This is a genomic window from Streptomyces misionensis (assembly GCF_007896895.1).
Taxonomy (GTDB): domain Bacteria; phylum Actinomycetota; class Actinomycetes; order Streptomycetales; family Streptomycetaceae; genus Streptomyces; species Streptomyces misionensis_A.
On record NZ_VOGW01000071.1, the window covers coordinates 25,768 to 50,475 of the forward strand.

At 70.8% G+C, this 24,708-nt stretch carries 15 protein-coding genes; 10 read left to right on the forward strand and 5 right to left on the reverse strand.

Annotated features, from left to right (window positions below):
• Window positions 1-138: 138 nt before the first annotated feature.
• Window positions 139-1,110 carry a DUF4232 domain-containing protein gene (locus FRZ03_RS12870; protein WP_146465276.1) on the reverse strand — a complete coding sequence of 324 codons (972 nt, stop codon included), beginning with the start codon at window positions 1,108-1,110 and terminating at the stop codon, window positions 139-141.
• Between the two features lie 278 nt (window positions 1,111-1,388).
• Here FRZ03_RS12870 and acnA point away from each other — a divergent pair, with 278 nt between their 5' ends.
• Complete coding sequence (gene acnA, locus FRZ03_RS12875; RefSeq protein ID WP_146465277.1) at window positions 1,389-4,106, forward strand: aconitate hydratase AcnA; 2,718 nt, start codon at window positions 1,389-1,391, stop codon at window positions 4,104-4,106.
• 66 nt (window positions 4,107-4,172) lie between these two features.
• Here acnA and FRZ03_RS12880 read toward each other — a convergent pair whose 3' ends face one another.
• Window positions 4,173-6,845: a SpoIIE family protein phosphatase gene (locus FRZ03_RS12880; protein WP_261398962.1), complete on the reverse strand. Its 2,673-nt coding sequence runs from the start codon at window positions 6,843-6,845 to the stop codon at window positions 4,173-4,175.
• Between the two features lie 246 nt (window positions 6,846-7,091).
• Between FRZ03_RS12880 and FRZ03_RS12885 the strand changes: the two genes are divergently transcribed.
• Window positions 7,092-7,817 (forward strand): FadR/GntR family transcriptional regulator, encoded by a 726-nt coding sequence (locus FRZ03_RS12885; protein ID WP_146465279.1) that lies wholly within the window; start codon window positions 7,092-7,094, stop codon window positions 7,815-7,817.
• A gap of 57 nt (window positions 7,818-7,874) precedes the next feature.
• On the opposite strand, the gene FRZ03_RS12890 is transcribed toward FRZ03_RS12885, so the two are convergent.
• Entirely contained in the window at window positions 7,875-9,545 is a 1,671-nt protein-coding gene (locus FRZ03_RS12890; protein WP_146465280.1) for an L-lactate permease, read from the reverse strand.
• A 281-nt stretch (window positions 9,546-9,826) separates the two neighbouring features.
• Here FRZ03_RS12890 and FRZ03_RS12895 point away from each other — a divergent pair, with 281 nt between their 5' ends.
• The 3 genes from FRZ03_RS12895 to FRZ03_RS12905 are packed head-to-tail and all read left to right on the forward strand — an operon-like array spanning window position 9,827 to window position 12,800.
• Complete coding sequence (locus FRZ03_RS12895; protein ID WP_146465281.1) at window positions 9,827-10,603, forward strand: (Fe-S)-binding protein; 777 nt, start codon at window positions 9,827-9,829, stop codon at window positions 10,601-10,603.
• Window positions 10,600-12,165 (forward strand): LutB/LldF family L-lactate oxidation iron-sulfur protein, encoded by a 1,566-nt coding sequence (locus FRZ03_RS12900; protein ID WP_146465282.1) that lies wholly within the window; start codon window positions 10,600-10,602, stop codon window positions 12,163-12,165. Before FRZ03_RS12895 ends, FRZ03_RS12900 begins: the two co-directional genes overlap by 4 nt.
• Window positions 12,162-12,800: a LutC/YkgG family protein gene (locus FRZ03_RS12905; protein ID WP_146465283.1), complete on the forward strand. Its 639-nt coding sequence runs from the start codon at window positions 12,162-12,164 to the stop codon at window positions 12,798-12,800. The genes FRZ03_RS12900 and FRZ03_RS12905 overlap by 4 nt, the downstream gene beginning before the upstream one ends.
• Window positions 12,801-12,893: 93 nt before the next feature.
• On the opposite strand, the gene FRZ03_RS12910 is transcribed toward FRZ03_RS12905, so the two are convergent.
• Window positions 12,894-14,282, reverse strand: coding sequence for a carboxypeptidase regulatory-like domain-containing protein (locus tag FRZ03_RS12910; protein ID WP_261398961.1), 1,389 nt, complete (start codon window positions 14,280-14,282; stop codon window positions 12,894-12,896).
• Window positions 14,283-14,456: 174 nt separating this feature from the next.
• Window positions 14,457-18,260 carry a GH92 family glycosyl hydrolase gene (locus FRZ03_RS12915; protein WP_186785395.1) on the reverse strand — a complete coding sequence of 1,268 codons (3,804 nt, stop codon included), beginning with the start codon at window positions 18,258-18,260 and terminating at the stop codon, window positions 14,457-14,459.
• A 380-nt stretch (window positions 18,261-18,640) separates the two neighbouring features.
• On the opposite strand from FRZ03_RS12915, the gene ngcE reads away from it, so the two are divergent.
• The 5 genes from ngcE to FRZ03_RS12940 all read left to right on the forward strand — a co-directional run bounded on the left by ngcE (window position 18,641) and on the right by FRZ03_RS12940 (window position 24,615).
• The gene (ngcE, locus tag FRZ03_RS12920) at window positions 18,641-20,086 is read left to right on the forward strand and encodes an N-acetylglucosamine/diacetylchitobiose ABC transporter substrate-binding protein (protein ID WP_146465284.1); all 1,446 of its coding nucleotides are present in this window, start codon (window positions 18,641-18,643) and stop codon (window positions 20,084-20,086) included.
• 29 nt (window positions 20,087-20,115) lie between these two features.
• Window positions 20,116-21,042: a carbohydrate ABC transporter permease gene (locus FRZ03_RS12925; RefSeq protein ID WP_146465285.1), complete on the forward strand. Its 927-nt coding sequence runs from the start codon at window positions 20,116-20,118 to the stop codon at window positions 21,040-21,042.
• 4 nt (window positions 21,043-21,046) lie between these two features.
• Window positions 21,047-21,970 (forward strand): carbohydrate ABC transporter permease, encoded by a 924-nt coding sequence (locus FRZ03_RS12930; RefSeq protein WP_146465286.1) that lies wholly within the window; start codon window positions 21,047-21,049, stop codon window positions 21,968-21,970.
• Window positions 21,971-22,171: 201 nt separating this feature from the next.
• Window positions 22,172-23,383 (forward strand): ROK family transcriptional regulator, encoded by a 1,212-nt coding sequence (locus FRZ03_RS12935; RefSeq protein ID WP_146465287.1) that lies wholly within the window; start codon window positions 22,172-22,174, stop codon window positions 23,381-23,383.
• A 134-nt stretch (window positions 23,384-23,517) separates the two neighbouring features.
• Entirely contained in the window at window positions 23,518-24,615 is a 1,098-nt protein-coding gene (locus tag FRZ03_RS12940; RefSeq protein ID WP_146465297.1) for a substrate-binding domain-containing protein, read from the forward strand.
• The last annotated feature ends 93 nt before the right edge of the window (window positions 24,616-24,708 follow it).

A 24,708-nucleotide genomic window follows, 5' to 3' on the forward strand; every position in this document is an offset into this window, starting at 1 on the left:
GCGCGAGAACACGTCCTCCGGGTCGACCGTCGAGGCCAGCGTGCGGTCCACCTTCGGGCCCGCCGCGTCGAGGCGGGTCCAGAACGCGTCCCCGCCCACCGGGCCGACGCCCACGACCACGGGCCCGGCCCCCCCCGTCTAACCCCGAGCGCCCGTGCCCCCCCGCCCCGCCCCCTTCATCCTGCGGCAGCACTGCACGCCGCCCGCGCGCCCCATGCACCTCCCCAGCCCGCGGTACTGCCCCACCGAACCGGGCGTCACGGTCACCGGGGCGGCGCCCCGCTCCGCCCGCACCCTGACGTACGGCACGTCGACAGGGGTGCCGGACCCGGTGGTGTTGCGCATGAGGCCCGAGACGGCGCTCTCGCCGGGCTTCAGGACCAGCGCGCGGGCCGGCTGGTCGAACTGCGGGTCGGTGCTGAGGCTTCCGCTCCCGTGCACGATCCGGACGCCCTGGACGGGCGCCAGGTCCTCGTCCAGCGGTTCGAGGAGCGGATAGCCGTCGAGCGCGTAATCCCGTTTCCCGCAGTTCTCCAGGCGCAGTCCCACCACGCGCAGGCCCATCGCGGCGTCGCCGTCATCGGCGGTGAGCCGGATGCCGGAGGGCGGGCACTGGCCGGGCGCGGGCGGCGCCTCGGCGGCGGGCACCCGGGTCACCTGGGCGACCTCGACACGGCTCACCCGGGACGAGCCGGGGGCCGGTGCCCCCAGCCGGACCGTGCCGCGCCGGGTCGTGCCGGGGCCGACCGAGCGCACCGTCTCGTGGCGGTTGCCCATGACCTCGCCGGCGTCCGTGGTGAAGTCGAACAGGATCGTGTACGTCAGCGCCTCGGTGCCGTTGTTGGTGACTTCGTAGGCGGCCGAGATCCCGGAGTCGCCGGCGGCGGGCAGGGGATCGGCGTGCACCCGGGACCGGTCGGCGGCGGTGGGGCCGGGCGTGGCGGAGGGGAGGGTGAGGGAGGTGATCCGGACGCCGTCCACCGGCGGGTCGGTGACGGGGAGGGAGGACATCGGTTCGGCCGCGCCGGGGACGCCCGCGTGTTCGGTTCCGCACGCCGTGAGCAGCAGGAGCACGGCGAGGGCCGGAAGGAGTGGCGTGGCTCTGCGCATCGGCCCATTCCACCAGGGCCGTGAGCGCCGGGCCATGGTGGAAGCCACAGTTCCGGCCGCGGCCGGGACAGGGCGCACGGGACGCCGCACCCCGGCCCGGCATGACCATCCCGCACCGATGTACTAGAGTTATCTCGACATCGAGATATCTGCCGAGGCGCACCGCGGTCGCCACTCTGGTAAGGCGAGCCTAACTTAGCCTCACCTCACCGGACCGGCCAAGCCGGCGTGGCGGCACGATTGACGGTGGTACGCGCACATCAATGAAGGAGACTGTCGTGTCGGCGAACAGCTTCGACGCCCGCAGCACGTTGCAGGTGGGCGACGAGTCGTACGAGATCTTCCGGCTGGACAAGGTGGAGGGCTCGGCCCGCCTGCCGTACAGCCTCAAGGTCCTGCTGGAGAACCTGCTCCGCACCGAGGACGGCGCGAACATCACCGCCGACCACATCCGCGCCCTCGGCGGCTGGGACTCGCAGGCCCAGCCCAGCCAGGAGATCCAGTTCACGCCGGCCCGCGTGATCATGCAGGACTTCACCGGCGTGCCCTGCGTCGTGGACCTCGCCACCATGCGTGAGGCCGTGAAGGAGCTGGGCGGCGACCCGGCCAAGATCAACCCGCTGGCGCCGGCCGAGCTGGTCATCGACCACTCCGTCATCGCCGACAAGTTCGGCACCAACGACGCCTTCAAGCAGAACGTCGAGCTGGAGTACGGCCGCAACAAGGAGCGCTACCAGTTCCTGCGCTGGGGCCAGACCGCCTTCGACGAGTTCAAGGTCGTCCCGCCGGGCACCGGCATCGTGCACCAGGTGAACATCGAGCACCTGGCCCGCGTCGTCATGGTCCGTGACGGCAAGGCCTACCCCGACACCCTGGTCGGCACCGACTCGCACACCACCATGGTCAACGGCCTCGGCGTCCTCGGCTGGGGCGTCGGCGGCATCGAGGCCGAGGCCGCCATGCTCGGCCAGCCGGTCTCCATGCTGATCCCGCGCGTCGTCGGCTTCAAGCTCACCGGTGAGCTCCAGCCCGGCACCACCGCCACCGACCTCGTGCTCACCATCACCGAGATGCTGCGCAAGCACGGCGTCGTCGGCAAGTTCGTGGAGTTCTACGGCGAGGGCGTGGCCGCCACCTCCCTGGCCAACCGCGCCACCATCGGCAACATGTCGCCGGAGTTCGGCTCCACCGCCGCGATCTTCCCGATCGACGGCGAGACCCTCAACTACCTGCGCCTGACCGGCCGCAGCGAGCAGCAGGTCGCGCTCGTCGAGGCCTACGCCAAGGAGCAGGGCCTCTGGCTGGACCCGAAGGCCGAGCCGGACTTCTCCGAGAAGCTGGAGCTCGACCTGTCCACGGTCGTCCCCTCCATCGCCGGCCCGAAGCGCCCGCAGGACCGCATCGTCCTCGCCGACGCCGCCGAGCAGTTCAAGCAGGACGTCCGCGCGTACGTCAACGACGAGTACGAGGCCAGCAAGGAGTCCTTCCCCGGCTCCGACGCCCCGTCGACCATCCCGAACGGCACCCCGTCCAAGCCGGTCACCGTCACCGCCCCCGACGGCACCACCTACGAGCTGGACCACGGTGCGGTCACCGTCGCGGCCATCACCTCCTGCACCAACACGTCCAACCCGTACGTCATGATCGGCGCCGCCCTGGTCGCCAAGAAGGCGGTCGAGAAGGGCCTGACCCGCAAGCCGTGGGTCAAGTCCACCCTCGCCCCGGGCTCGAAGGTCGTCACCGACTACTTCGAGAAGGCCGGCCTCACCCCGTACCTGGACAAGCTGGGCTTCAACCTGGTCGGCTACGGCTGCACCACCTGCATCGGCAATTCCGGCCCGCTGCCGGAGGAGGTCTCCAAGGCCGTCAACGACCACGACCTCGCGGTCACTTCGGTCCTCTCCGGCAACCGGAACTTCGAGGGCCGCATCAACCCCGACGTCAAGATGAACTACCTGGCGTCCCCGCCGCTGGTCGTCGCGTACTCCATCGCGGGCTCCATGAAGGTGGACATCACCCGTGACGCCCTGGGCACCGACCAGGACGGCAACCCGGTCTACCTGAAGGACATCTGGCCGACCGAGGCCGAGGTCAACGAGGTCGTCGCGGCCGCCATCGGCGAGGACATGTTCGAGAAGTCGTACGCGGACGTCTTCGCGGGCGACGCCCAGTGGCAGGCCCTCCCGGTCCCGACCGGCGACACCTTCGAGTGGGACACCGAGTCCACCTACGTCCGCAAGCCCCCGTACTTCGAGGGCATGGGCATGGAGCCGGCCCCGGTCGAGGACATCGCCGGCGCCCGCGTCCTGGCCAAGCTGGGCGACTCGGTCACCACCGACCACATCTCCCCGGCCGGTGCCATCAAGGCCGACACCCCGGCCGGCAAGTACCTCACCGAGCACGGTGTGGAGCGCCGCGACTTCAACAGCTACGGCTCGCGCCGCGGCAACCACGAGGTCATGATCCGCGGTACGTTCGCCAACATCCGCCTGCGCAACCAGATCGCGCCGGGCACCGAGGGCGGCTACACGCGTGACTTCACGCAGGACGGCGGCCCGGTCTCCTTCATCTACGACGCCTCGCAGAACTACCAGGCCGCCGGCATCCCGCTGGTCGTCCTGGCCGGCAAGGAGTACGGCTCCGGCTCGTCCCGCGACTGGGCGGCCAAGGGCACCGCGCTCCTCGGCGTCAAGGCCGTCATCGCCGAGTCGTACGAGCGCATCCACCGCTCGAACCTCATCGGCATGGGCGTCCTGCCGCTCCAGTTCCCGGAGGGCGCCTCCGCCGGGTCCCTCGGTCTGACCGGCGAGGAGACCTTCTCCATCTCCGGCGTCACCGAGCTGAACGACGGCACCACGCCGCGCACGGTCAAGGTCACCACCGACACCGGTGTCGAGTTCGACGCGGTCGTCCGCATCGACACCCCCGGTGAGGCCGACTACTACCGCAACGGCGGCATCATGCAGTACGTGCTGCGCAACCTGATCCGCAAGTAAGCGGCCAGGCAGGGCGGTCGAGGGCCGCGTCCCCGTGAGGGGGTGCGGCCCTTCGCCGTTCCCCGCTCACAGATCGAAGGAGTCCAGCGAGTCCAGCGAGACCTCGGGGAAGTCCGACGGACCCGGGCGCACCGCCATCTCCGCCCAGATCACCTTCCCCTGCGGCGAGTACCGCGTCCCCCACCGCTCGGTCATCTGCTGGACCAGGAACAGTCCCCGCCCGCCCTCGTCCGTCGTCGCGGCGTACCGCAGATGCGGCGAGGTGCTGCTGCCGTCGGCCACCTCGATGATCAGCGTCCGGTCCCGGATCAGCCGCAGCCGGACCGGCTCGGAGCCGTACCGGATCGCGTTGGTGACCAGCTCGCTGAGCACCAGCTCCATGCCGAAGGCCGCCTCCTCCAGACCCCACTGCGCGAGACGGTCGGACACGGCGCGCCGCAGCCCCGACACGGCGGCCGGATCGGCGGGCACGTCCCACTCGGCCACCTGGTCCGCGGTGAGCGCCCGGGTGCGCGCGATCAGCAGGGCCACGTCGTCCCTGGGGCCGTCGGGCAGCAGCTCCTCGAGCACCGCCCGGCAGCCCGCCTCCGGGGACCGGTCGGGATGGCCGGCCAGCGTCCGGCGCAGCAGCTCCATGCCCTCGTCCAGGTCGCGGGTACGGTCCTCGATCAGTCCGTCGGTGTACAGCACCAGCTGCGTGCCCTCGGCCAGCTCCATCTCGGCCGTCCGGAACGGCATGCCCCCGAGGCCGAGCGGCGGACCGGCCGGCAGCTCGGGGTAGGTGACGGAGCCGTCGGGGTGGACCAGGGCGGGCGCCGGATGCCCCGCGCGGGCCATGGCGCAGCGGCGGGTCACCGGGTCGTAGATCGCGTACAGGCAGGTGGCGCCCACGATCTCGCCCGCGTTCTCGGCGGCGAACTCGTCCTGGTCGATGCGGCCCACCAGGTCGTCCAGATGGCTCAGCAGGTCGTCGGGCGGCAGGTCGAGGGTGGAGAAGTTGTGCACCGCGGTCCGCAGCCGGCCCATCGTGGCGGCGGCGTGCAGCCCGTGTCCGACCACGTCGCCCACGGCCAGCGCCGCCCGGCCGCCCGGCAGCGGGATCACGTCGAACCAGTCCCCGCTCACCCCGGACCGGGCGGGCAGATAGCGGTAGGCGACGTCCAGCGCGCCCTGCTCGGGCAGGGCACGCGGCAGCAGACTGCGCTGGAGGGTGACCGCCAGGGTGTGCTCGCGGGCGTAGCGGCGGGCGTTGTCGACGCTCACCGCGGCCCGCGCCACCAGTTCCTCCGCCAGCGACAGGTCCTCCTCGTCGAAGGGGTCCCGCTTGGCCCGGTAGAAGTTGGCGATGCCCAGCACGACCCCGCGGGCCCGGATCGGGGCCGAGACGAGGGACTGGATGCCGTAGTCGAGGACGGCCTGGGTGCGCGGCGGGTCCTGGGCCCGCCAGCCCATGGCGGCGGACAGGTCGGGGACCAGCTCGGAGCGGCCGGTGTGGTAGCCGCGGGCCTGGGGCGTGGACGGCTTGTAGCGGATCAGCTGGTCCTTCGCGTACAGCGGGGCGTCCGCGCGGACGCCGTGCACGGCCAGCCGCCGCAGGGTGCCCGCGGTGGGCGCCGGCTCCTCGCCGTGCAGCACGCCGTCGTCCAGGTCCACGGTGACGAAGTCGGCGAACCGCGGTACGGCGATCCGCGCCAGTTCCTCCGCGGTGCGGCGCACGTCCAGGCTGGTGCCGACGCCCAGACCGGCGTCGTAGAGCAGTTTCAGCCGTTCCCGGGCGACCTCCGCGCGGCCCGAGAGGGCCTGCAGCTCGGTGGTGTCGCGCAGGGTGACCACGGTGCCGCGGGGGCCGCCCGCGTGGTCGGTGGGCCGCTGGTTGACCGCCAGCAGCCGTTCCCCGGCGAACAGCACCTCGTCGGTGGCCTCGCGCCCGGAGGCCAGCAGCTCCACCGTCTCCGGGTCGAGGCCGGGCAGCTCGGACAGGTGCCGTCCCTCGGCGTCGGCCGGCAGCCGCAGCAGGCGCCGGCCCTCGTCGTTGACGAGCAGCAGCCGCCCGTCGTCGCCGACGATGAGCACGCCCTCGCGCACCGAGTGCAGCACCGCGTCGTGGTGCTCGTACATCCGGGTCATCTCGTCCGGGGCCAGGCTGTGGGTCTGGCGCCGCAGCCGCCGCCCCACCAGCGCGGTCCCGCCGGTCGACACCACGAGCGCCCCGGCCCCGGCGCCCAGGATGATCGGCAGCTGCCGGTCCACCTGGCTGTTGACGTTCGTGACCTTGAGCCCGGCGGAGACGAGGGCGGTCACCCGGCCACGAACGTCCTTGACGGGCACGGTGGCCTGCATCTCGTGGCCCAGCGGCCCGTTGACGCTCTCGGTGTACGTCCGGCCCGCCAGCGACGGCCCGATGTTCCCGACGAACCGCTGCCCGATCCTGCCCGGCATCGGGTGGGTGTACCGGATCCCGCGCGTGTCCATGACCACGATGAAGTCGACCCCCGCCGCCTTCCGCCCGGCCTCGGTGACCGGCTGGAGCACCTTGGACGGGTCAGGGGTCCGCAGCGCCCGGAGGACTCCGGGGGAGTGCGCGAAGGTCTGGGCGACGGCGATGGAACGGCTGCGGGCCTCCGCGTCGGTGTCCCGCTGGGACTGGAGGTACAGCGCGACCGCGCCGCTGAGCACCAGCAGCACCACGAGGGCCACCTGGAGCAGGAAGACCTGTCCGGCGACGCTGCGGGGGCCCATGCCGACCACGGAGCGCCGGCCGCGGCGTCCGGATCGCGCGGTGTCCGACATGCGGCATTTGTAGCACCGCAGTTCAGTACCTGGCCATGGGGCGTCCGGTTCCTGGACAGGTGTCGCGGAGGAGGGTGCGCGGGCGAACGGCCACGGGCACGAGGCCGGGCGCCCCCGGGGGCGGCCGCTTCGGTCCGACCGCGTCAGAGGTATGACATAGTCGCATCAGGAGCTTCAAGCAGGTGGGGAGTGGTCATGTCCGTCGAGTGGGAGCCCGTCCGGCAGGCCCGTACGCACGAACTCGTGCTCGAGAGGATCGAGCAGCGGGTGGTGGCCGGCGAACTCAAGGCCGGGGACCGGCTGCCACCCGAGCGCGAGCTGGCGCCGGTCCTCGGCGTCAGCCGGTCCGCCCTGCGCGAGGCGCTGCGGGTGCTGGAGACGATCGGCGTGCTGGTCGCCCAGTCGGGCCGCGGCCCGGACGCCGGGGCACGCATCGTGCGCAACCCGGACGACGCCCTCGGCCGGCTGCTCCGCCTCCATGTGGCGCTGGGCAGCTACAGCCTCCAGGACGTCCTGGAGGCGCGGGTCACGCTGGAACGCCACAGCTTCGAGGCCGCCGCCGAGAACGCCCCGGCGGAGGACCTCGACGAGGCGGAGCGCATCCTGCATCGGATGCGCGCGCCGGGCGTGACCGCGGCGGAGTTCAGCGACCTGGACACGCGGTTCCACGTCCTGATCGCCGGCGCCTCCGGCAACCACCTCATCTCCACCCTCACCGCGGCCGTGCGCGAGTCGGTGCGCCCGATGATCCTCCAGGCGCTGGAGGGGGCCGAGGACTGGCCGGCCGCGGCCGACGCCCTGAACGACGAGCACGCGCGGATGCTGCGCCTGGTGCGCGCCGGCGAGGGTGCCCAGGCGGCCGACGTGGCCGAGCGGCACATCCGCGGCTTCCACGGCGGGCTGGTCGGCACCGGGCACTGACCCGGCCCGCGGCCGGACGGCGGGCGCCCCCGGCCGCCGTCGGTCACACCGTGTCCGTCAGGGCAGCATCCAGGAGAGCACCGGCGTCGACTGGAGGTGGACCAGCACGCCGAGCAGGGCCAGCATCGCCACGCTGTAGCCGATCACCTTGCCCAGCAGAATCCTTTCGGAGCCGGGCTGTTCCACGGCGGTCGCGGCGATCGTCAGGTTCTGCGGGCTGACCAGCTTGCCGACCACGCCGCCCGAGGAGTTCGCGGCCACCAGCAGGGTCGGGTCGATGCCCGCGGCCTTGCCCGCGCTCTGCTGGAGGGTGGCGAACAGGGCGTTCGCGGAGGTGTCGGACCCGGTCACGGCGGTGCCCAGCCAGCCCAGGGCGGGGGACAGCAGGGCGAAGACCGAGCCGACCGCGGCCAGCCAGGTGCCGATGGCGACGGTCTGCCCGGACTGGTTCATGACGTAGGCGAGCGACATCACGGTGGCGACCGTGGCGATGGCGCCCCGCATGGTCCGCAGGGTGCTGCCCGCGGCGGCCAGGCCCATGCGGCCCGACATCGGGAAGCGGTCCCGGTCGCCGGCCAGGCCGTAGACGAGCATCACCAGGAGTCCGGAGACGATCAGCAGGGTGCCGGGGTTGCCCAGCACGTCCAGGCTGTAGACGGCGCTGGACGAGGGGGTGCCGTCGGCGGTCAGCAGCCGGCCGTACAGGCCGGGCCAGTGGAACGTGACGGCGGCGTTGCCGAGCAGCGCGGGCATGTCGACGCCCACCGTCAGCTTGGCGAGCGCGAAGACCGCGATCACCAGGGCGTACGGCAGCACGGCCAGGGTGACGCGGCGCCGGGTCAGCGGCTCGGTCTCGACGCGGGAGCGCTGGTCCTCGGGGGTCCGCGGGGTCCAGAAGCGCAGCATCACCACCGCGGCGGCGAAGCCGATCAGCGAGGCGACCACATCGGTGAGCTCGTACGCGAAGTGCTGGGAGCACCAGAACTGGACGACGGCGAAGACGCCCCCGGTGACCAGGGCGAGGGGCCACAGCTGGCGGAAGCCGCGCACGCCGTCGACCAGGAAGAGCAGCAGCATCGGGACGAAGAGGGCGAGCACCGGGGTCTGGCGGCCGACCACCGCGGCGATGTCCTCGGGCCGGATGCCGGTGAGGCTGCCGCCGGTGGTGATCGGGATGGCCATGGCGCCGAAGGCCACCGGCGCGGTGTCGGCGACCAGGACGGTCACGGCGGCCTTGAGCCTGGGCAGGCCTATCGACATCAGCATGGCGGCCGTGATGGCGACGGGGGCGCCGAAGCCGGCGAGGGCTTCGAGCAGCCCGCCGAAGCAGAAGGCGATGAGCATCGCCTGGATCCGCAGGTCGCCGCGGCCGACGGCGCTGAAGGAGCGGCGCAGGTCCTCGAACCGCCCGCTGACCACGGTGAGTTCGTAGAACCAGATGGCGGCCACGACGATCAGCATGATCGGGAGGAGCCCGTTGAGCAGGCCCTGGGTGGCGGACAGGACGCCCAGGCGCACCGGCATCCCGTAGCCGAGCACCGCGACGAGCAGCGCGGTGACCAGGGAGCCGAGCGCCGATTGCAGGGCCGAGCGCCTGGCCGCCATGAGCAGCAGGAAGAAGACGGCCAGCGGGACCAGCCCCAGCAGGGCCGTACCGGTGAGGCTGCCCCCGACGGCATGGGTGTCGGGGGTGTAGGCCGCGAGGACGGCCGGTGGCGCGGTGGTCACGTAGGTGCTCCTCCATGAGCGACTCCTGCGACTGCTGCGCGCCGGTACGGGGTGCCTCGGGCACCGCCGGAACGCGCCGGTCCGGGCCCCGCCGGCCGGCGCGTGACACGGCGCACGTCGCTGAACGGCAATCAGTAGGGCACCGATGACGTCCCATGTCAATAAGGTCTGACCGAAACGTGTCCTGAATGGATTCTGGACTGTGAGCTTTACGGTCGGACCTAGTATGGTCGGACCGTACTCTGCTTCATCGCGTCCCAGCGTTGTGCCAAGGAGGTGCCATGCGCATCGGACTCTTCGCCACCTGCCTCGGGGACACGCTGTTCCCCGACGCGGTCAGAGCCACCGCGATCCTGATCGCCCGGCTCGGCCACGAGGTGGTGTTCCCGCCCGGGCAGACCTGTTGCGGTCAGATGCACGTCAACACCGGCTACCAGCGCGAACCCGTCCCGCTCGTGCGGAAGTTCGCCGAGCAGTTCGGCGATCCGTCGATCGACGCGGTGGTGCTGCCGTCCGGCTCGTGCGCGGGTTCGGTCCGCCACCAGCACCCGCTCGTGGCCGAGCGGTACGGGGACGCGGCGCTGCGGGACGGCGTCGAGACCGTCAGGGCCAAGACCTACGAGCTGTCCGAACTGCTCGTGGACGTGCTCGGCGTGACCGACGTCGGCGCCTACTTCCCCCACCGGGTCACCTACCACCCCACCTGCCACTCGCTGCGCATGCTGCGGGTGGGGGACAAACCGCTGCGGCTGCTGCGCGCGGTGGACTCCATCGACCTGGTGGAGCTGCCCGAGGCGGACGCCTGCTGCGGCTTCGGCGGCACCTTCGCGGTCAAGAACGCCGACACCTCGGGCGCCATGCTGCAGGACAAGGTGCGCAACGTCCTGTCCACCGGCGCGGACGCCTGCACGGCCGGCGACTCGTCCTGCCTGATGCACATCGGCGGCGGGCTGTCCCGCATCCGGTCCGGCACCCGCACCCTGCACCTGGCGCAGATCCTCGCCTCCACCCGCACCTCGCCCCACGCGTTCCCGAAGACGGAGGCCGCCACCCGATGAGCAGCACTTTCCTCGGCATGCCCGCCGCCCCGCCGCGCTCCCCGTACGGGACCGGCAACCTGCGCGGCGAGCGGAAGTTCCCCAAGGCCGCCCACGACGAGCTGCGCAACGAGCAGCTGCGCCGCAACCTCCGCAAGGCCACCCACTCCATCCGCGCCAAGCGGCTCGCCGTCACCTCCGAACTGCCCGACTGGGAGCCGCTGCGCGACGCCGGCGCGGCGATCAAGGCGGCCACCATGGACCGGCTGCCCGAACTCCTCGAACAACTGGAACGCAAGGTCACCGAGCAGGGCGGCACCGTGCACTGGGCGCGGGACGGCGTCGAGGCCAACGAGATCGTCACCCGCCTGGTCAAGGAGACCGGCAGCGACGAGGTCATCAAGGTCAAGTCGATGGCCACCCAGGAGACCGGCCTCAACGAGCACCTGGAGAACCAGGGCGTCACGGCGTACGAGACCGACCTGGCCGAACTGATCGTCCAGCTCGCGCACGACAAGCCGTCGCACATCCTCGTACCGGCGATCCACCGCAACCGCGACGAGATCCGCGACATCTTCCGCTCCGCCATCCCCGGCGTCGATCCGGAACTGGACTCGGTGCCCGCCCACCTCGCCGCCGCGGCACGGGCGTACCTGCGGGAGAAGTTCATGACCGTCCCGGTGGCGGTCTCCGGGGCCAACTTCGGCATCGCCGAGACCGGCACCCTGTCGGTCGTCGAGTCCGAGGGCAACGGCCGGATGTGCCTGACCATGCCGAAGACGCTGATCACCGTCATGGGCATCGAGAAGGTCCTGCCCCGCTACCAGGACCTGGAGGTCTTCCTCCAGCTGCTGCCGCGGTCCTCCACCGGTGAGCGGATGAACCCGTACACCTCGATGTGGACCGGCGTCACCCCGGGCGACGGACCGCAGGAGTTCCACCTGGTGCTGCTCGACAACGGCCGCACCGCCGCGCTCGCCGACCGGATCGGCCGCCAGGCCCTGCACTGCATCCGCTGCTCGGCCTGCCTCAACGTCTGCCCGGTGTACGAACGGGCCGGCGGCCACGCCTACGGCTCCACGTACCCCGGCCCCATCGGTGCCGTGCTCACCCCGCAACTGGCCGGCATGGACGCCGCGAAGAACGACCCCAACAGCTCGCTGCCGTACGCCTCCAGCCTCTGCGGGGCCTGCTTCGACGCCTGTCCGGTGAAGATCGACATCCCGTCGCTCCTGGTCGAGCTGCGCCACCAGCACACCGAGCAGGCCCGAGCCACCGCGGAGAAGTTGGCGATGAAGGCCGCGGCGACGGTGATGAGCCGGCCCGGGCTGTTCACCGCGGCGCAGAAGGCGGCCGGGACGGGCGGCCGGGTGGTGGCGGGACGCGACCGGAAGATCTCACGCCTCCCGGCCCCCTTCGACGGCTGGACCGACACCCGGGACCTCCCGGCTCCGCCCCGCCGGACCTTCCGCTCCTGGCTGGCCTCCGCCGAGGGCGCGGCGGCCCTGCGCGCGGCGGCCGAGGAGGGCGCCCGGCCCGGCGCCGACACCGTCCGGCACGACCACGAGGAGGGGAACCGATGACCACGACCGCGCGCGAGACGGTGCTCGGCCGGATCCGGGACGCGCTGGCCCTGTCCGGTCCGGAACCGGCCCCGGCGGTGCCGCGTGCGTACCGCACCGGCCGGAGCCTGCCCGACCGGGAACGGCTCGACCTCCTGGTGGACCGCCTGGTCGACTACAGGGCGACGGTGCGCACCTGCACCGCCGACCGCACCGCCGAGGTGATCGCCGAGGCCCTCCACGCGCACGGCGCCCGCCGCATCGGCGTCCCCGCGGGGCTCGACGAGGCCTGGCTCGCCCGCTACGACGGCGAGGTCCGGCGCGATGACGCCGACGTACCGGCGCCCCGGCTGGCCGCGCTCGACGGCGTGGTCACCGCGTCCGCGGTGACCTGCGCGGAGACCGGCACCATCTTCCTGGACGGCTCCCCGGACCAGGGCCGGCGCGCGCTGTCGCTGGTGCCGGACCTGCACGTGTGTGTCGTGGACCTGTCGTCGGTGGTGGTCGGCGTGCCGGAGGCGGTCGCCCGGCTGGTCCCGGAGCGGCCCACGACGCTGATCAGCGGGCCGTCGGCGACCTCCGACATCGAGCTGGAGCGCGTCGAGGGCGTGCACGGCCCGCGCACCCTGGACGTGGTGATCCGCACAGACGCCTGAACGGACGGCGACCGGCCGGGACGGCGTCACGCGCGCGGCCGGGCTCGACGAGACCACGACGGGCCGTGAGCGCCGCTGTCCGCAGACGCCGTGTCAGTCCCGCGCGCAGCCACCGGCGGGCGCGGCACCGTGCCGGTCCCGCAGCAGGAAGTCGGCGCGTACGACCTCCCCGGAGCCCAGCAGCGTCCGCCGGACCGCCGGTTCCCTGCCTTGCACCGAGGCCACGACGCTGAGGTGGCCCTCGGGCAGCCCGGTGACGGCGTACGCGCCCCGCGCGTTCGTCAGTGTGGACACCAGCTGGCGGCCGCCGGGGCCCAGCACGGTCACCAGCGCCCCCGGGACCGGCCGCTCGTGCGGGTCACGGACCGTGCCGACCAGGTCGGGCTCCGGTTCGCCGAAGTGGTGGCGGTGCACCGGCAGCGCCGTGGGCAGCGGTGCCTCCACGGACGGGTCGTCCACCGGCGGCTCCTGGACCTCCGCCGCGGGGTCCGGCCGGGCCGCGTGCCGGTGCCGCCAGGCGTCCAGGCCCATGAGCAGGGCACCCGCCGCGGTCCAGGCGCAGAGGACCAGGACCGGGCCGAGTGTCCCGGCCCCGCCGAAGTAGAGCGCCGAGCGCAGCGCCTCCACGCCGTTGGCCAGCGGCATCACGGCGTGGACGTACTGGAAGAACGGCGGAAGCATCGCGGCGGGCGCCGCGCCACCGCTCGTGGGGATGCTGAGCACGATGAAGAGCGTCATGCCCACGGCCGGGAAGAACCGCCGGGTGAAGGGGGCCAGGCCGGTGCCGAAGGTGGCCACGGCCGTCGTGAGCAGGAAGGCGAGGAGCAGGGTCACCGGGTTGTGCGGCAGGTATCCGAGGCCCGCGCCGACCGCATAGCCGACGAGGCTGAACAGCGCGGAGACACCGAGGATGGCCAGCAGCTTCCTGCGCCGGTCGAAGGACGCGGCGCGCAGCAGGGTGGTGGCGAGGATGTAGCCGGGCACGTTCCACGCGATGCCGAAGTACACCAGGGTGGTGCCCATCCGGTCCTCGCTCACCGTGGGGGCGACGTCCCGGACGGCGAGCTGCCCGGACCGGCCCCCGGTGACCTGGGTGAACGCGGTGGTCAGCGCCTGTTCGAGGGAGGCGCCGTTCGCCTTGGCGACGAAGAGCACGGGACGGTCCCCGGGGGCGAAGCCGCCCACCGCCGTCCGGTCGCGCACGGCCCGGCGCGCGGCCGCCGCGTCGCCTACGGCCGTGATGTCGAAGCCGCCCGGCTGGGCCCGCTCCAGGACGGCGTCCACCTCGTGTGCCGCCGCGCGGCCCGCCACGACCACGTGCGCGTGGTGGGGTCGGGGCGAGTGGAGCGCCGGTGCGAAGCAGAACAGGAAGCCCAGGAAGAGGACGGCCGGGAACCAGACGGCCTCGGTCAGGGTCCGCGCCCAGGGCGGCCGGGTCACAGGTGTTGCCCGGTCGCCGTGCCGCTGTCCGTCGTCCGCCACGTCCGGTTACCCGCACCTCTCGTCCGGGCGCTGCCACGGGCGGCGAGCGCTCCCATTTATTTGTAGCCTACATGTATTCTCTCCGGGCCTCGGCCGGGCGGGAGGCGCCCCGGACACGCGAAGGCCGGGTCCCCGGCGCGGTACGGCGCCCGGAACCCGGCCTCCCGGTGCCCGTCAGCCCAGCAGTTCCACCTCCGCCAGCGTCGAGGGACGGTCCAGCACCAGCCGGTACGTCTTGTACGCACCCGGCGCCGCGATCGTGAACGCCCGGGTCTGCCGGTTCCAGGGGAAGGTCTCCCCGGAGCGGTGGTCCAGCGTCCGCCAGGTCGTGCCGTCGTCGGAGCCCTGGAGGGTCCAGCCGGTCGGCGCCCCGGTGCGGTCCGCCGGGGACGTCAGCGTGTACTGGACCGGCCTCGCGGACCGGCTCGCCGGCAGGGTCACCGAGGTGACCGTCGCCTCCGTCGCCGAGGTGTCGTCGAACAGCGGCCCGTCACCCTTGAGGATGTCCGAGCGGGGCGCCGGCACCGTGTCGCCCTGGGTGATCGAGACCGGTCCCGCGTCCTTGCCGCTGCCCCACGCGGCGGGCCGGGGACCCATGGTGAAGGTCAGCTCACCGCCCTTGGAGAGCAGCGAGTGCGGGAGCGAGGTCGAGGTCCAGGGACGGCCGTCGAACGTCACGCTCTGGACGTACACGTTCTTCGCGCTGTTCTTCGGCGCGTTCACCACCAGGTCGTGGCCGTTCTCCAGGTGCACGGTGGCCTTCTTGAACAGCGGGGAGCCGATGGCGTACTCGCCGCCGCCCATGACGAGCGGGTAGAAGCCGAGCGCGGAGAACAGGAACCAGCCCGACTGCTCGCCGTTGTCCTCGTCGCCGTGGTAGCCCTGCCCGATCTCGCTGCCGAGGTAGAGCCGGGACAGGATCTCCCGGACCGCCGCCTGCGTCTTCCAGGGCTGCCCGGCCGCGTCGTACATGTACGCGACGTGATGGGCGACCTGGTTGGACTGGCCGAGCATGCCCATGCGCACGTCCCGCGCCTCGGTCATCTCGTGGATGACCCCGCCGTAGGAGCCGACGAACTGCGGGGAGGCCGTCTCCGGGGTGGCGAAGAACTCGTCCAGCTTGTCGGCGAGCCCCTTTCGGCCGCCGTAGAGGTTCGCCAGGCCCCGGGTGTCCTGCGGGGCGGTGAAGGCGTAGCCCCAGCCGTTGGTCTCCGTGTAGTCGTAGCCCCACACCCGCGGGTCGTAACTCCCGGACTTCACCCGCCAGTCGCCGTGGGCGTCCTTGCCCTGGAAGAAGCCGGCCGCCGGGTCGAAGAGGTTCACGTAGTCACGGGCGCGGTTGAGGAAGTACTCGGACTCCTCCTTGTAGTGCTTCTCGCCGGTCTTCTCGTACAGGGCCTTGCCCATCCGGGCGATGCCGTAGTCGTTGACGTAGCCCTCCATCGCCCAGGACAGGCCCTCGGCGGTGCGGGTGTCGGTGTAGCCGAGGAACGGCGAGGTGCTCATGCCCTTGCGGCCCACGCCGGACGCCGGGGGCACCACCGTCGCGTTCTTCAGGGCCGCCTCGTACGCCGCCTTCGCGTCGAACTTCACGCCCTTCACATAGGCGTCGGCGAACGCCACGTCCGAGGAGGTGCCGGTCATCAGGTCCGCGTAGCCGGGCGAGGACCAGCGCGAGGTCCAGCCGCCGTCCTTGTACTGCTGCACGAAGCCGTCGACCATCGCGCCCGCCTGCGAGGGCGTCAGCAGCGAGTACGCCGGCCATGTGGTCCGGTAGGTGTCCCAGAAACCGTTGTTGACGTAGACCGTGCCGTCCACGATCTTCGCGCCGGTGTGCGTCGGGGTGTCCTGGCTGGGCATGGGGGAGAAGGGCGAGGCGTACCGGTTCTCGCCGTCCACCTTCTCGTAGCCCGAGTTGGGGTACAGGTACAGCCGGTACATGCTGGAGTACAGCGTGGTCAGCTGGTCCGGGGTGGCGCCCTCCACCTCCACCTTGCCCAGCAGCCGGTCCCAGACGCGCTGCGCCCGCGCCTTCACCGTGTCGAAGGAGGTGCCCGGCGGGATCTCCTGGCGCAGATTGGCCTTCGCCTGGTCGACGCTGATCAGCGAGGTGGCCAGGCGCAGCGTCACGGTGCGGTCGGCACCCGCGGCGAAGCGCAGATACCCCTTCACCCCGCTCGACGCCCCGTCCGTGACCTTCCGGTCGAACTCGCCGTACACGAACAGCCGCGTGGCGCCGGTCGACAGGCCCGACTTGACGTCCGAGTACCCGGTGACGGTGCCGTGTTCCTTGTCCAGCGTCAGCCCCGCCTGCTCGGTGACGTTGTCGAACAGCACGCTCGCGTCGGAGCCGGGGTAGGTGAAGCGCAGCACCGCCGCGTGGTCGGTCGGCGTCATCTCCGCCTTGAGCCCGTTCTCGAACCGCACCCCGTAGTAGTACGGCCGCGCCGTCTCGTTCTCGTGCCGGAACGCCAGCGCGCGCGCCTCGCGGCCGGTGTCCGGGGTGCCCGCCGCGGCCGACGGCATCACCTGGAAGGTCTGCCGGTCGCCCATCCAGGGACTCGGCTCATGGCTCGCGCTGAACGCCTGGATCGTCGGCAGATTGGCGTCGTTGTTCGCGTGCGCGTACTCGTACAGCCAGCTCAGCGACGAGGCGTTGGTGACCGGTGTCCAGAAGTTGAAACCGTGCGGGAGCGCCGTCGCCGGGAAGTCGTTGCCGCGCGAGAAACTGCCGCTGGAGTTGGTGCCGCGCGTGGTCAGCGCGTAGTCGGACAGGTGCGCCTTCGGCTTCTCGGGTGCCGCCGGCTTCAGCGACACGTCGTCGATCCAGCCGCGGAACTTCGCCGGCCCGCCGGGGGAGTCGTACCCCACCAGAATCCGGTCGACCGTCTTCCCGGCGGCGACCGAGCCGATCCGCGAGACGACGTTGTTCCACTGGTTGACGTAGAGCGACTTCGAGGCGCCCTGGCCGCGCGGCGACAGCGGGAAGCCGTGCTGGTCGAGCGCGCCCAGGTCGCTGAGGTAGGTGCCGTCGGTGAAGGCGAGGTCCAGGGAGACGTTGGTGGCGTCGTAGTCCCGGTCGCCGTCGGCCATCGACGGGAAGATGCGGTACGACAGCTGAGTGTCGCCGCCGACCTTCACATGGACGTCGAACACCTTGTTGTACGAGTACGCCCGGCCGTCCGCCGTGTGCCGGCCGGCGTAGCGCAGCGCCCGCGTGCCGGTGAACCCGACCCGTGCCTTGGCCGTCGGCGAGGCGGTCGGGCCCTTGTCGGTCAGCGTCAGCATGTCCTGCGGCACCGGGCCGCCGCTGTCACCGGTGGACAGCTGCACGTCGGCGAGCTGGAGGATGTCCGACGCGCCGTTGTTCCGGGTCACCTCCAGCCGGAAGTGCTGGTACTCGGCGGGCTGGTCGAGGTGGTACGTCTTGGTCTGGAAGCGTTCGGAGAAGGCCTGCCCCGAGCGGGTGTCGAGGCTCTTCCAGTCCTTGCCGTCGGTGGAGCCGAGCAGCGTCCAGTCCCGCGGGTCGCGTTCGGCGGCGTCGTTGGCCGAGGTCAGCGCGTAGTCCGCCACCTCGACCGGCTTGTCCAGGTCGAACTCCGCCCAGCCCGTAGGCTGGAAGGTCAGCCACTTGGTGCCCGGCTCGCCGTCGACCAGGTTCTCCTTCACCTCGCCCGCGCCCGTGTTCTCGCCGCTCGCGCGGACGTCGGTGACGTGGTCGTTCACATTGCCCGGTATCCCGGTGCTGTAGCCGCCGTCCACGCCCGAGGCCCGCGGGGTGCCGTCCGGGCCGGTGTCGACCGTGCTCAGCCAGTCCGGTGCGGGATCGCCCGCCTCGAACGAGGACGCGAACTCCCGGTCGGCAGCCGGGGATTTGGCGGGCACCGCGACCGCGGCGCCCTGTGCGCCCGCGGCCATGGCGAAGGCGGCCGTGAGTACGACCGCCCGGCCCCATCTGTGCCGAGTTCTCCGCTGCATCTACGGATTCCCTCCCTGCGCCGATCGGACAACGTTGTCAGTTCGAGGCGCAGGAACCAAGTAGGTGGTCAAGTGGCCGGTGATGTCAAGGGTGTTGGGCGTGTCATTCCCGAGGTCGGGGCCGTGATTTCTTTCCGGGGACCGCGCACGGCCCGCCCATATGTCCGGGAGGTCTCAACTCGGAAAAGACCCGCGGGGAACGATGCATTCGATCTTGCTCAGCTGGCGGGAACTGGACTATACCTGTCGGCGCCCGGTACAAGAGCACTTCCGGCAGTACATGCACGAAGAACTTCCTGCACCACCCAGCTTGACCCGACCGCGGTGCCGGGCAGGATCCGGTTCACCGCCTGAGTCCTGGAGAAGGCGAGGACTTGAGCATGGGATCCACTGCGCACCACGACCGTGAGGGTGTCGGCCGCCGCGATCTGATCAAGCGCTCCGCGGCGCTCGGCCTGGTGGCCGTCCCGGGGATGGGCCTGATGTCCGCCTGCGCGAGCAGCGGGGGCGGCGGCCAGAGCAAGGCGAAGGAAGGCAAGAAGACCGCGAAGAACCCGCTCGGCGTGAACGACACCGCCAAGATGGAGTTCGTCCTGTTCGACGGCGGCTTCGGCAAGGAGTACGCCCAGGACGCGGTCAAGATCTACGAGAAGGACTTCCCGAAGGCCACGGTGAAGTTCGCCGCCACCCAGAAGATCCAGTCCACCCTCCAGCCCCGCTTCAACCAGGGCAACCCGCCGGACCTCATCGACAACTCCGGCGCCGAGCAGATGGACATGGGCGTCCTGGTCGGCAAGACCCAGCTGGCCGACCTCACCCCGCTGCTGGACGCGCCGTCGTACGACGACCCGTCCAAGAAGGTCCGCGACACGCTGCGCCCCGGCATCGTGGAGATGGGCCAGTTCGACGGCAATCCGGTGTGGATCCTGTACTACGCGTACACGGTCTACGGCGTCTGGTACTCGCAGAAGGCCCTGGACTCGCTCGACGCCGAGTACCCGAAGACCTGGGACGAGATGCTCCAGGTGTGCGAGAAGGCCAAGAAGAAGGGCATGGCGGGCTGGACGTACGCGGGCAAGTACCCGTACTACATCCCCTTCTCGCTGTACCCGATGATCGGCAAGGTCGGCGGCCGCGAGGTGCTGGACGCCATCGACAACCTGGAGCCGAACGCCTGGAAGCACCCGGCGGTCAAGGCGTGCTTCGAGGCGTACTACGAGCTGTTCAAGAAGGGTTACATCCTCCGGGGCACCCCGGGTCTCGACCACATCCAGTCGCAGACCGCCTGGGCCAAGGGCGAGGCCCTGTTCATCCCCAACGGCTCCTGGGTGGAGAACGAGTCGGCCAACGTCATCCCGAAGGACTTCGACCTCGCGGTCTCGGCGCCCACCGGCATCGACAGCGGCGACAAGATGCCCTTCGGCACCATCTGGGCCTCCGGTGGTGAGCCGTTCATCGTGCCCTCCAAGGCGGCGAACCCCGAAGGCGGCATGGAGCAGCTGCGCATCATGCTGTCGGAGGCCTCCTCGAAGAACTTCACCGCCAAGGTGAAGTCGCTGACCGCCTACAACGGCGGCACCAGCGGCATCGACCTCACCCCGGGCCTGAAGTCGGGCGTGGCGGCGCTCCAGCTGGCCGGCTCCAACGTGGTGAACCCCCGCCTCCAGGACTGGTACGTGCAGCTCCAGAAGGAGAAGATCGGCGTGTCCGGTCTCGGCGAGATGATGGCGGGCCGGCTCACCCCGGCGGAGGCCATAAAGAAGATCCAGGGCTTCGCCGACGAGGCGGCCAAGGACACCTCCATCAAGCACTACAAGCACCAGTAACCAGCACCCCCGAACGCACCGGAGTGGCGATGCAGCACGGCAAGTACCGGTTCATCGTGGGGTTTCTGGCAGTGCCCCTGGGACTGTACGCGCTCTTCGTGGTGTGGCCGTTCATCCAGTCCATCTATTACTCGTTCACGGACTGGACCGGCCTGAGCCCCGAATTCAAGATGGTCGGCCTCGACAATTACCAGCGGATGCTGCACGACGACATCTTCTGGAAGTCGTTGCAGCACAGCCTGCTGTTCGCCCTGGTGCTGCCGGTCGTCACGATCAGCCTGGCGCTGTTCTTCGCCTTCATGATCAATGTGGGCGGGCGGCGCAGAAGGGGAGGCCCCGCGATCAGGGGGGTCCGGGGCTCCTCCTTCTACAAGATCGTCTATTTCTTCCCGCAGGTGCTGTCCATCGCGATCGTGGCGCTGCTGTTCCAGTTCGCGTACAACCCGGACAGCGGGGCGGTCAACTCGATCCTGCGGGGCATCGGGCTCGACCACGTCCAGCCGCTGTGGCTGGGCGACCCGAGCCTCGCCCTGTGGTGTGTGATGGCGGTGCTCGTCTGGTCCACGGTCGGCTTCTTCGTGGTCCTGTTCTCCGCGGGCATGGCCTCGATCCCGGCCGAGCTGTACGAGGCGGCGCTGATCGACGGCGCCAGCCGCTTCACCACCTTCTTCCGCATCACCCTGCCACTGCTGTGGGACACCGTGCAGTCCGGCTGGGTCTACATGGGCATCCTCGCGCTGGGCGCCGAGTCGTTCGCGGTCGTACAGATCATGACGACCGGGCCGGGCGGGCCCGACTACTCGACCACGGTGCTGGTCCTGTACGTGTACCAGAAGGCGTTCCGGGACGGTCAGGCCGCCTACGCCACCACCATCGGCGTCGCCCTGCTGGTCGTCACGCTCGCGTTCGCGGCGATCGTGATGCGGCTGGGCCGTCGCGAGCGGCTGGAGTTCTGAAGCGATGAAGACGACCGAGACCCCCGCCCCGCCGCCGGCCGAGCCCGGCGCGAGCGTCTCCAAGACCCGGGCACCGGCCCCGGGACCCGCCCCGCACAAGCGCGAGGGCGGCGTCCTCAACGTCTTCTCGCACGGCGTGCTGATCATCTGGGCGATCATGGTGGTCATGCCGCTGCTGTGGGCGGTGATGACGTCCTTCAAGAACGACAGCTCCATCTTCGGCTCGCCCTGGGCGCTGCCGGACCGGCTGCACTTCGAGAACTGGGCGCGGGCCTGGACCGACGCCAACATGAGCGGCTACTTCCTCAACACCGTTCTGGTGGTCGGCGGTTCGCTCGTCGGCACCCTGGTGCTCGGTTCCATGGCGGCCTACGTCCTCGCCCGCTTCGACTTCCCGGGCAACCGCTTCATCTACTACCTGTTCATCGGCGGCATGAGCTTCCCGATCATGCTGGCGCTGGTCCCGCTGTTCTACGTCGTGAACAACATGGGCCTGCTGAACACCATCCACGGGCTGATCCTGGTCTACATCGCGTATTCGCTGCCGTTCACGGTCTTCTTCCTCACGGCGTTCTTCCGCACCCTGCCCACCTCGGTGGCGGAGGCGGCGTTCGTGGACGGGGCTTCGCACACGCGTACGTTCTTCCAGATCATGCTGCCCATGGCCAAGCCCGGTCTGATCAGCGTGGGCATCTTCAACTTCCTGGGCCAGTGGAACCAGTACATGCTGCCCACGGTCCTCAACACCGACCCGGACAAGAAGGTGCTCACCCAGGGCCTCGTCCAACTGGCGGTCAGCCAGGGCTACAAGGGTGACTGGTCGGGCCTGTTCGCGGGCCTGGTGATGGCCATGCTGCCGGTGCTCGGAGCGTACATCGTCTTCCAGCGGCAGGTGGTCCAGGGGCTCACCGCGGGGGCGCTCAAGTAGCGCCCCACCGGGCATGACAACCGAGAGTGATCATCCCTGCGCACGCCGTTCCGGACCGCCGGACGGCGTGCGCAGCCGTGTGGAGACCCCGGATCCGGCTCAACCTCTTGACGTGAGTCGCCCCGAACGGCTCAGCTTAGAGTTCACTAGTTGGACATACACGGGGCCCCGCCGAAGCGGCCCCGCGCTCAGGAGGTCGTCGTGGAGACTCCAGGGTCGCAGTCGTCACTGCACCGAGCCAACCTGGAGCGGGTGGTACGGGCCGTCCGGCTGGCCGGGTCGCTCACGCAGGCGGAGATCGCACGGACGACGGGCCTGTCCGCCGCCACGGTCTCCAACATCGTGCGGGAGCTGAAGGACGGCGGGACGGTCCAGGTCACGCCCACCTCCGCCGGCGGGCGCCGGGCCCGCAGCGTCAGCCTCAGCGGGGACGCGGGCATCGTGATCGGGGTCGACTTCGGCCATATGCACCTGAGGGTCGCCGTCGGCAACCTCGCCCACCAGGTGCTGGCCGAGGAGGCCGAGCCGCTGGACGTGGACGCCTCCGCCGCGCAGGGCTTCGACCGGGCCGAGGAGCTGGTCAGCCGGCTGATCGCGGCCACCGGCGTCGACCGGTCCAAGGTCGCCGGGGTGGGCCTCGGCGTGCCCGGCCCGATCGACCTGGAGTCCGGCACCCTCGGCTCCACCGCGATCCTGCCCGGCTGGGGCGGCACCAGGCCCGCCGAGGAGCTGCGCGAACGCCTCGGCGTGCCGGTGCACGTGGACAACGACGCCAACCTGGGCGCCCTCGGCGAGCTGGTCTGGGGCAGCGGCAAGGGCGTGCGCGACCTCGCCTACATCAAGGTCGCCAGCGGTGTCGGGGCGGGCCTGGTGATCGACGGCAAGATCTACCGCGGTCCCGGCGGCACCGCGGGCGAGATCGGGCACATCACCCTCGACGAGTCCGGCCCGGTCTGCCGCTGCGGCAACCGCGGCTGCCTGGAGACCTTCGCCGCCGCCCGCTACGTGCTCCCGCTGCTCCAGCCGAGCCACGGACCGGACCTGACCATGGAGGGCGTCGTACGGCTCGCCAGGGAGGGTGACCCCGGATGCCGCCGGGTGGTCGCCGACGTCGGCCGGCACATCGGCAGCGGTGTGGCCAACCTCTGCAATCTCCTCAACCCCAGCCGGGTGGTCCTCGGCGGTGATCTCGCCGAGGCCGGCGAGCTGGTCCTCGGGCCCATCCGAGAGTCCGTCAGCCGCTACGCCATCCCCAGCGCGGCCCGCCAACTCTCCGTACTTCCCGGGGCACTTGGCGGACGTGCCGAGGTGCTGGGCGCGCTCGCCCTGGCCCTGAGCGAGATGGGCGATTCGGCCCTTCTGGACGGTTCCGTCACCGGGGCCCCGACCGCCGCCACCCCTGCCTTCACTTAGAGAACGGATGGCACCGTTGCCATCTCGTTAAGGATTTACTTCTTGACGTCGCACGTGTGGCCGAGTTGACTTCCAGCCACCTCGGCCGCAACGACGCGGCCTCGTCAGGGAGGTTTTGAGAAGTGAACACGCGTATGCGTCGTGCGGCCTTCGCCGTTGCCGCTGGTGCCATGGCCGTCTCGCTCGCCGCCTGTGGCAGCGCCAAGGAGTCCGGGGGCGGGTCCAAGACCACGGACAGCGCCAAGAAGGGCGACGCCATCAAGGTCGGTCTGCTCCTGCCGGAGAACCAGACCGCCCGTTACGAGAAGTTCGACCGCCCCTTGATCGAGAAGAAGGTCAAGGAGCTGACGAACGGCAAGGCCCAGGTGGTCTACGCCAACGCCAAGCAGGACGCGAGCACGCAGAACCAGCAGGTCGACACGATGATCACCAACAAGGTGGACGTGCTCATCGTGGACGCCGTGGACACGGCCGCCATCAAGAGCTCGGTGCAGAAGGCCAAGGACGCGGGCATCCCCGTCGTCGCCTACGACCGTCTCGCGCAGGGCCCGATCAGCGCCTACACCTCGTTCGACAACGAGACCGTCGGCAAGACCCAGGGCGAGGCCCTGCTGAAGGCCCTGGGCTCCAAGGCGAAGTCCGGCAAGATCGTCATGATGAACGGCTCCATCACCGACCCGAACGCCGCGCAGTTCAAGAAGGGCGCCCACGAGGTGCTCGACGGCAAGGTGAACGTCGGCAAGGAGTACGACACCAAGGACTGGAAGCCGGAGAACGCCAACTCCAACATGCAGGCCGCGATCTCCGCCCTCGGCAAGAAGAACATCGTCGGCGTGTACTCCGCCAACGACGGCATGGCCGGCGGCATCATCACCGCCCTCAAGGCGGCCGGCATCTCCGTCCCGGTCACCGGCCAGGACGCGGAGCTCGCGGGTGTGCAGCGCATCGTCTCCGGCGACCAGTACATGAGCGTCTACAAGCCCTACGCCCCGGAGGCCGACGCGGCCGCCGAGATGGCCGTGGCCCTCGCCCAGGGCAAGTCGCTCGACTCCATCGCCAAGGACAAGGTCGACAGCCCGACCACCAAGCAGGTGCCGACCGTCATCCTCCCGGTCACCTCGCTGACCAAGGACAACATCAAGGACACCGTCGTCAAGGACGGCGTCTACACGGTCGCCGACATCTGCACCTCGCAGTACAAGGCCGCCTGCGCCAAGCTCGGCCTCAAGTAAGCCGCCGCAACACGCCCGCATCCCAGGGGAGTTCACCCCCGTGACACCCCGGGGTGCCCCCTTCACGAGGGGAGAGGGCGTCCCACTGTCCTC

What these genes read in the sequence shown, in the direction of transcription:
- FRZ03_RS12940 (WP_146465297.1), top strand. Translation starts at nt 23,518, where the DNA reads ATGCGTCGTGCGGCCTTCGCCGTTGCCGCTGGTGCCATGGCCGTCTCG.
- FRZ03_RS12895 (WP_146465281.1), top strand. Translation starts at nt 9,827, where the DNA reads ATGCGCATCGGACTCTTCGCCACCTGCCTCGGGGACACGCTGTTCCCC.
- FRZ03_RS12915 (WP_186785395.1), bottom strand. Translation starts at nt 18,260, where the DNA reads ATGCAGCGGAGAACTCGGCACAGATGGGGCCGGGCGGTCGTACTCACG.
- FRZ03_RS12885 (WP_146465279.1), top strand. Translation starts at nt 7,092, where the DNA reads ATGTCCGTCGAGTGGGAGCCCGTCCGGCAGGCCCGTACGCACGAACTC.
- FRZ03_RS12930 (WP_146465286.1), top strand. Translation starts at nt 21,047, where the DNA reads ATGAAGACGACCGAGACCCCCGCCCCGCCGCCGGCCGAGCCCGGCGCG.
- FRZ03_RS12900 (WP_146465282.1), top strand. Translation starts at nt 10,600, where the DNA reads ATGAGCAGCACTTTCCTCGGCATGCCCGCCGCCCCGCCGCGCTCCCCG.
- FRZ03_RS12925 (WP_146465285.1), top strand. Translation starts at nt 20,116, where the DNA reads ATGCAGCACGGCAAGTACCGGTTCATCGTGGGGTTTCTGGCAGTGCCC.
- FRZ03_RS12870 (WP_146465276.1), bottom strand. Translation starts at nt 1,110, where the DNA reads ATGCGCAGAGCCACGCCACTCCTTCCGGCCCTCGCCGTGCTCCTGCTG.
- ngcE (WP_146465284.1), top strand. Translation starts at nt 18,641, where the DNA reads ATGGGATCCACTGCGCACCACGACCGTGAGGGTGTCGGCCGCCGCGAT.
- FRZ03_RS12905 (WP_146465283.1), top strand. Translation starts at nt 12,162, where the DNA reads ATGACCACGACCGCGCGCGAGACGGTGCTCGGCCGGATCCGGGACGCG.
- FRZ03_RS12880 (WP_261398962.1), bottom strand. Translation starts at nt 6,845, where the DNA reads ATGGGCCCCCGCAGCGTCGCCGGACAGGTCTTCCTGCTCCAGGTGGCC.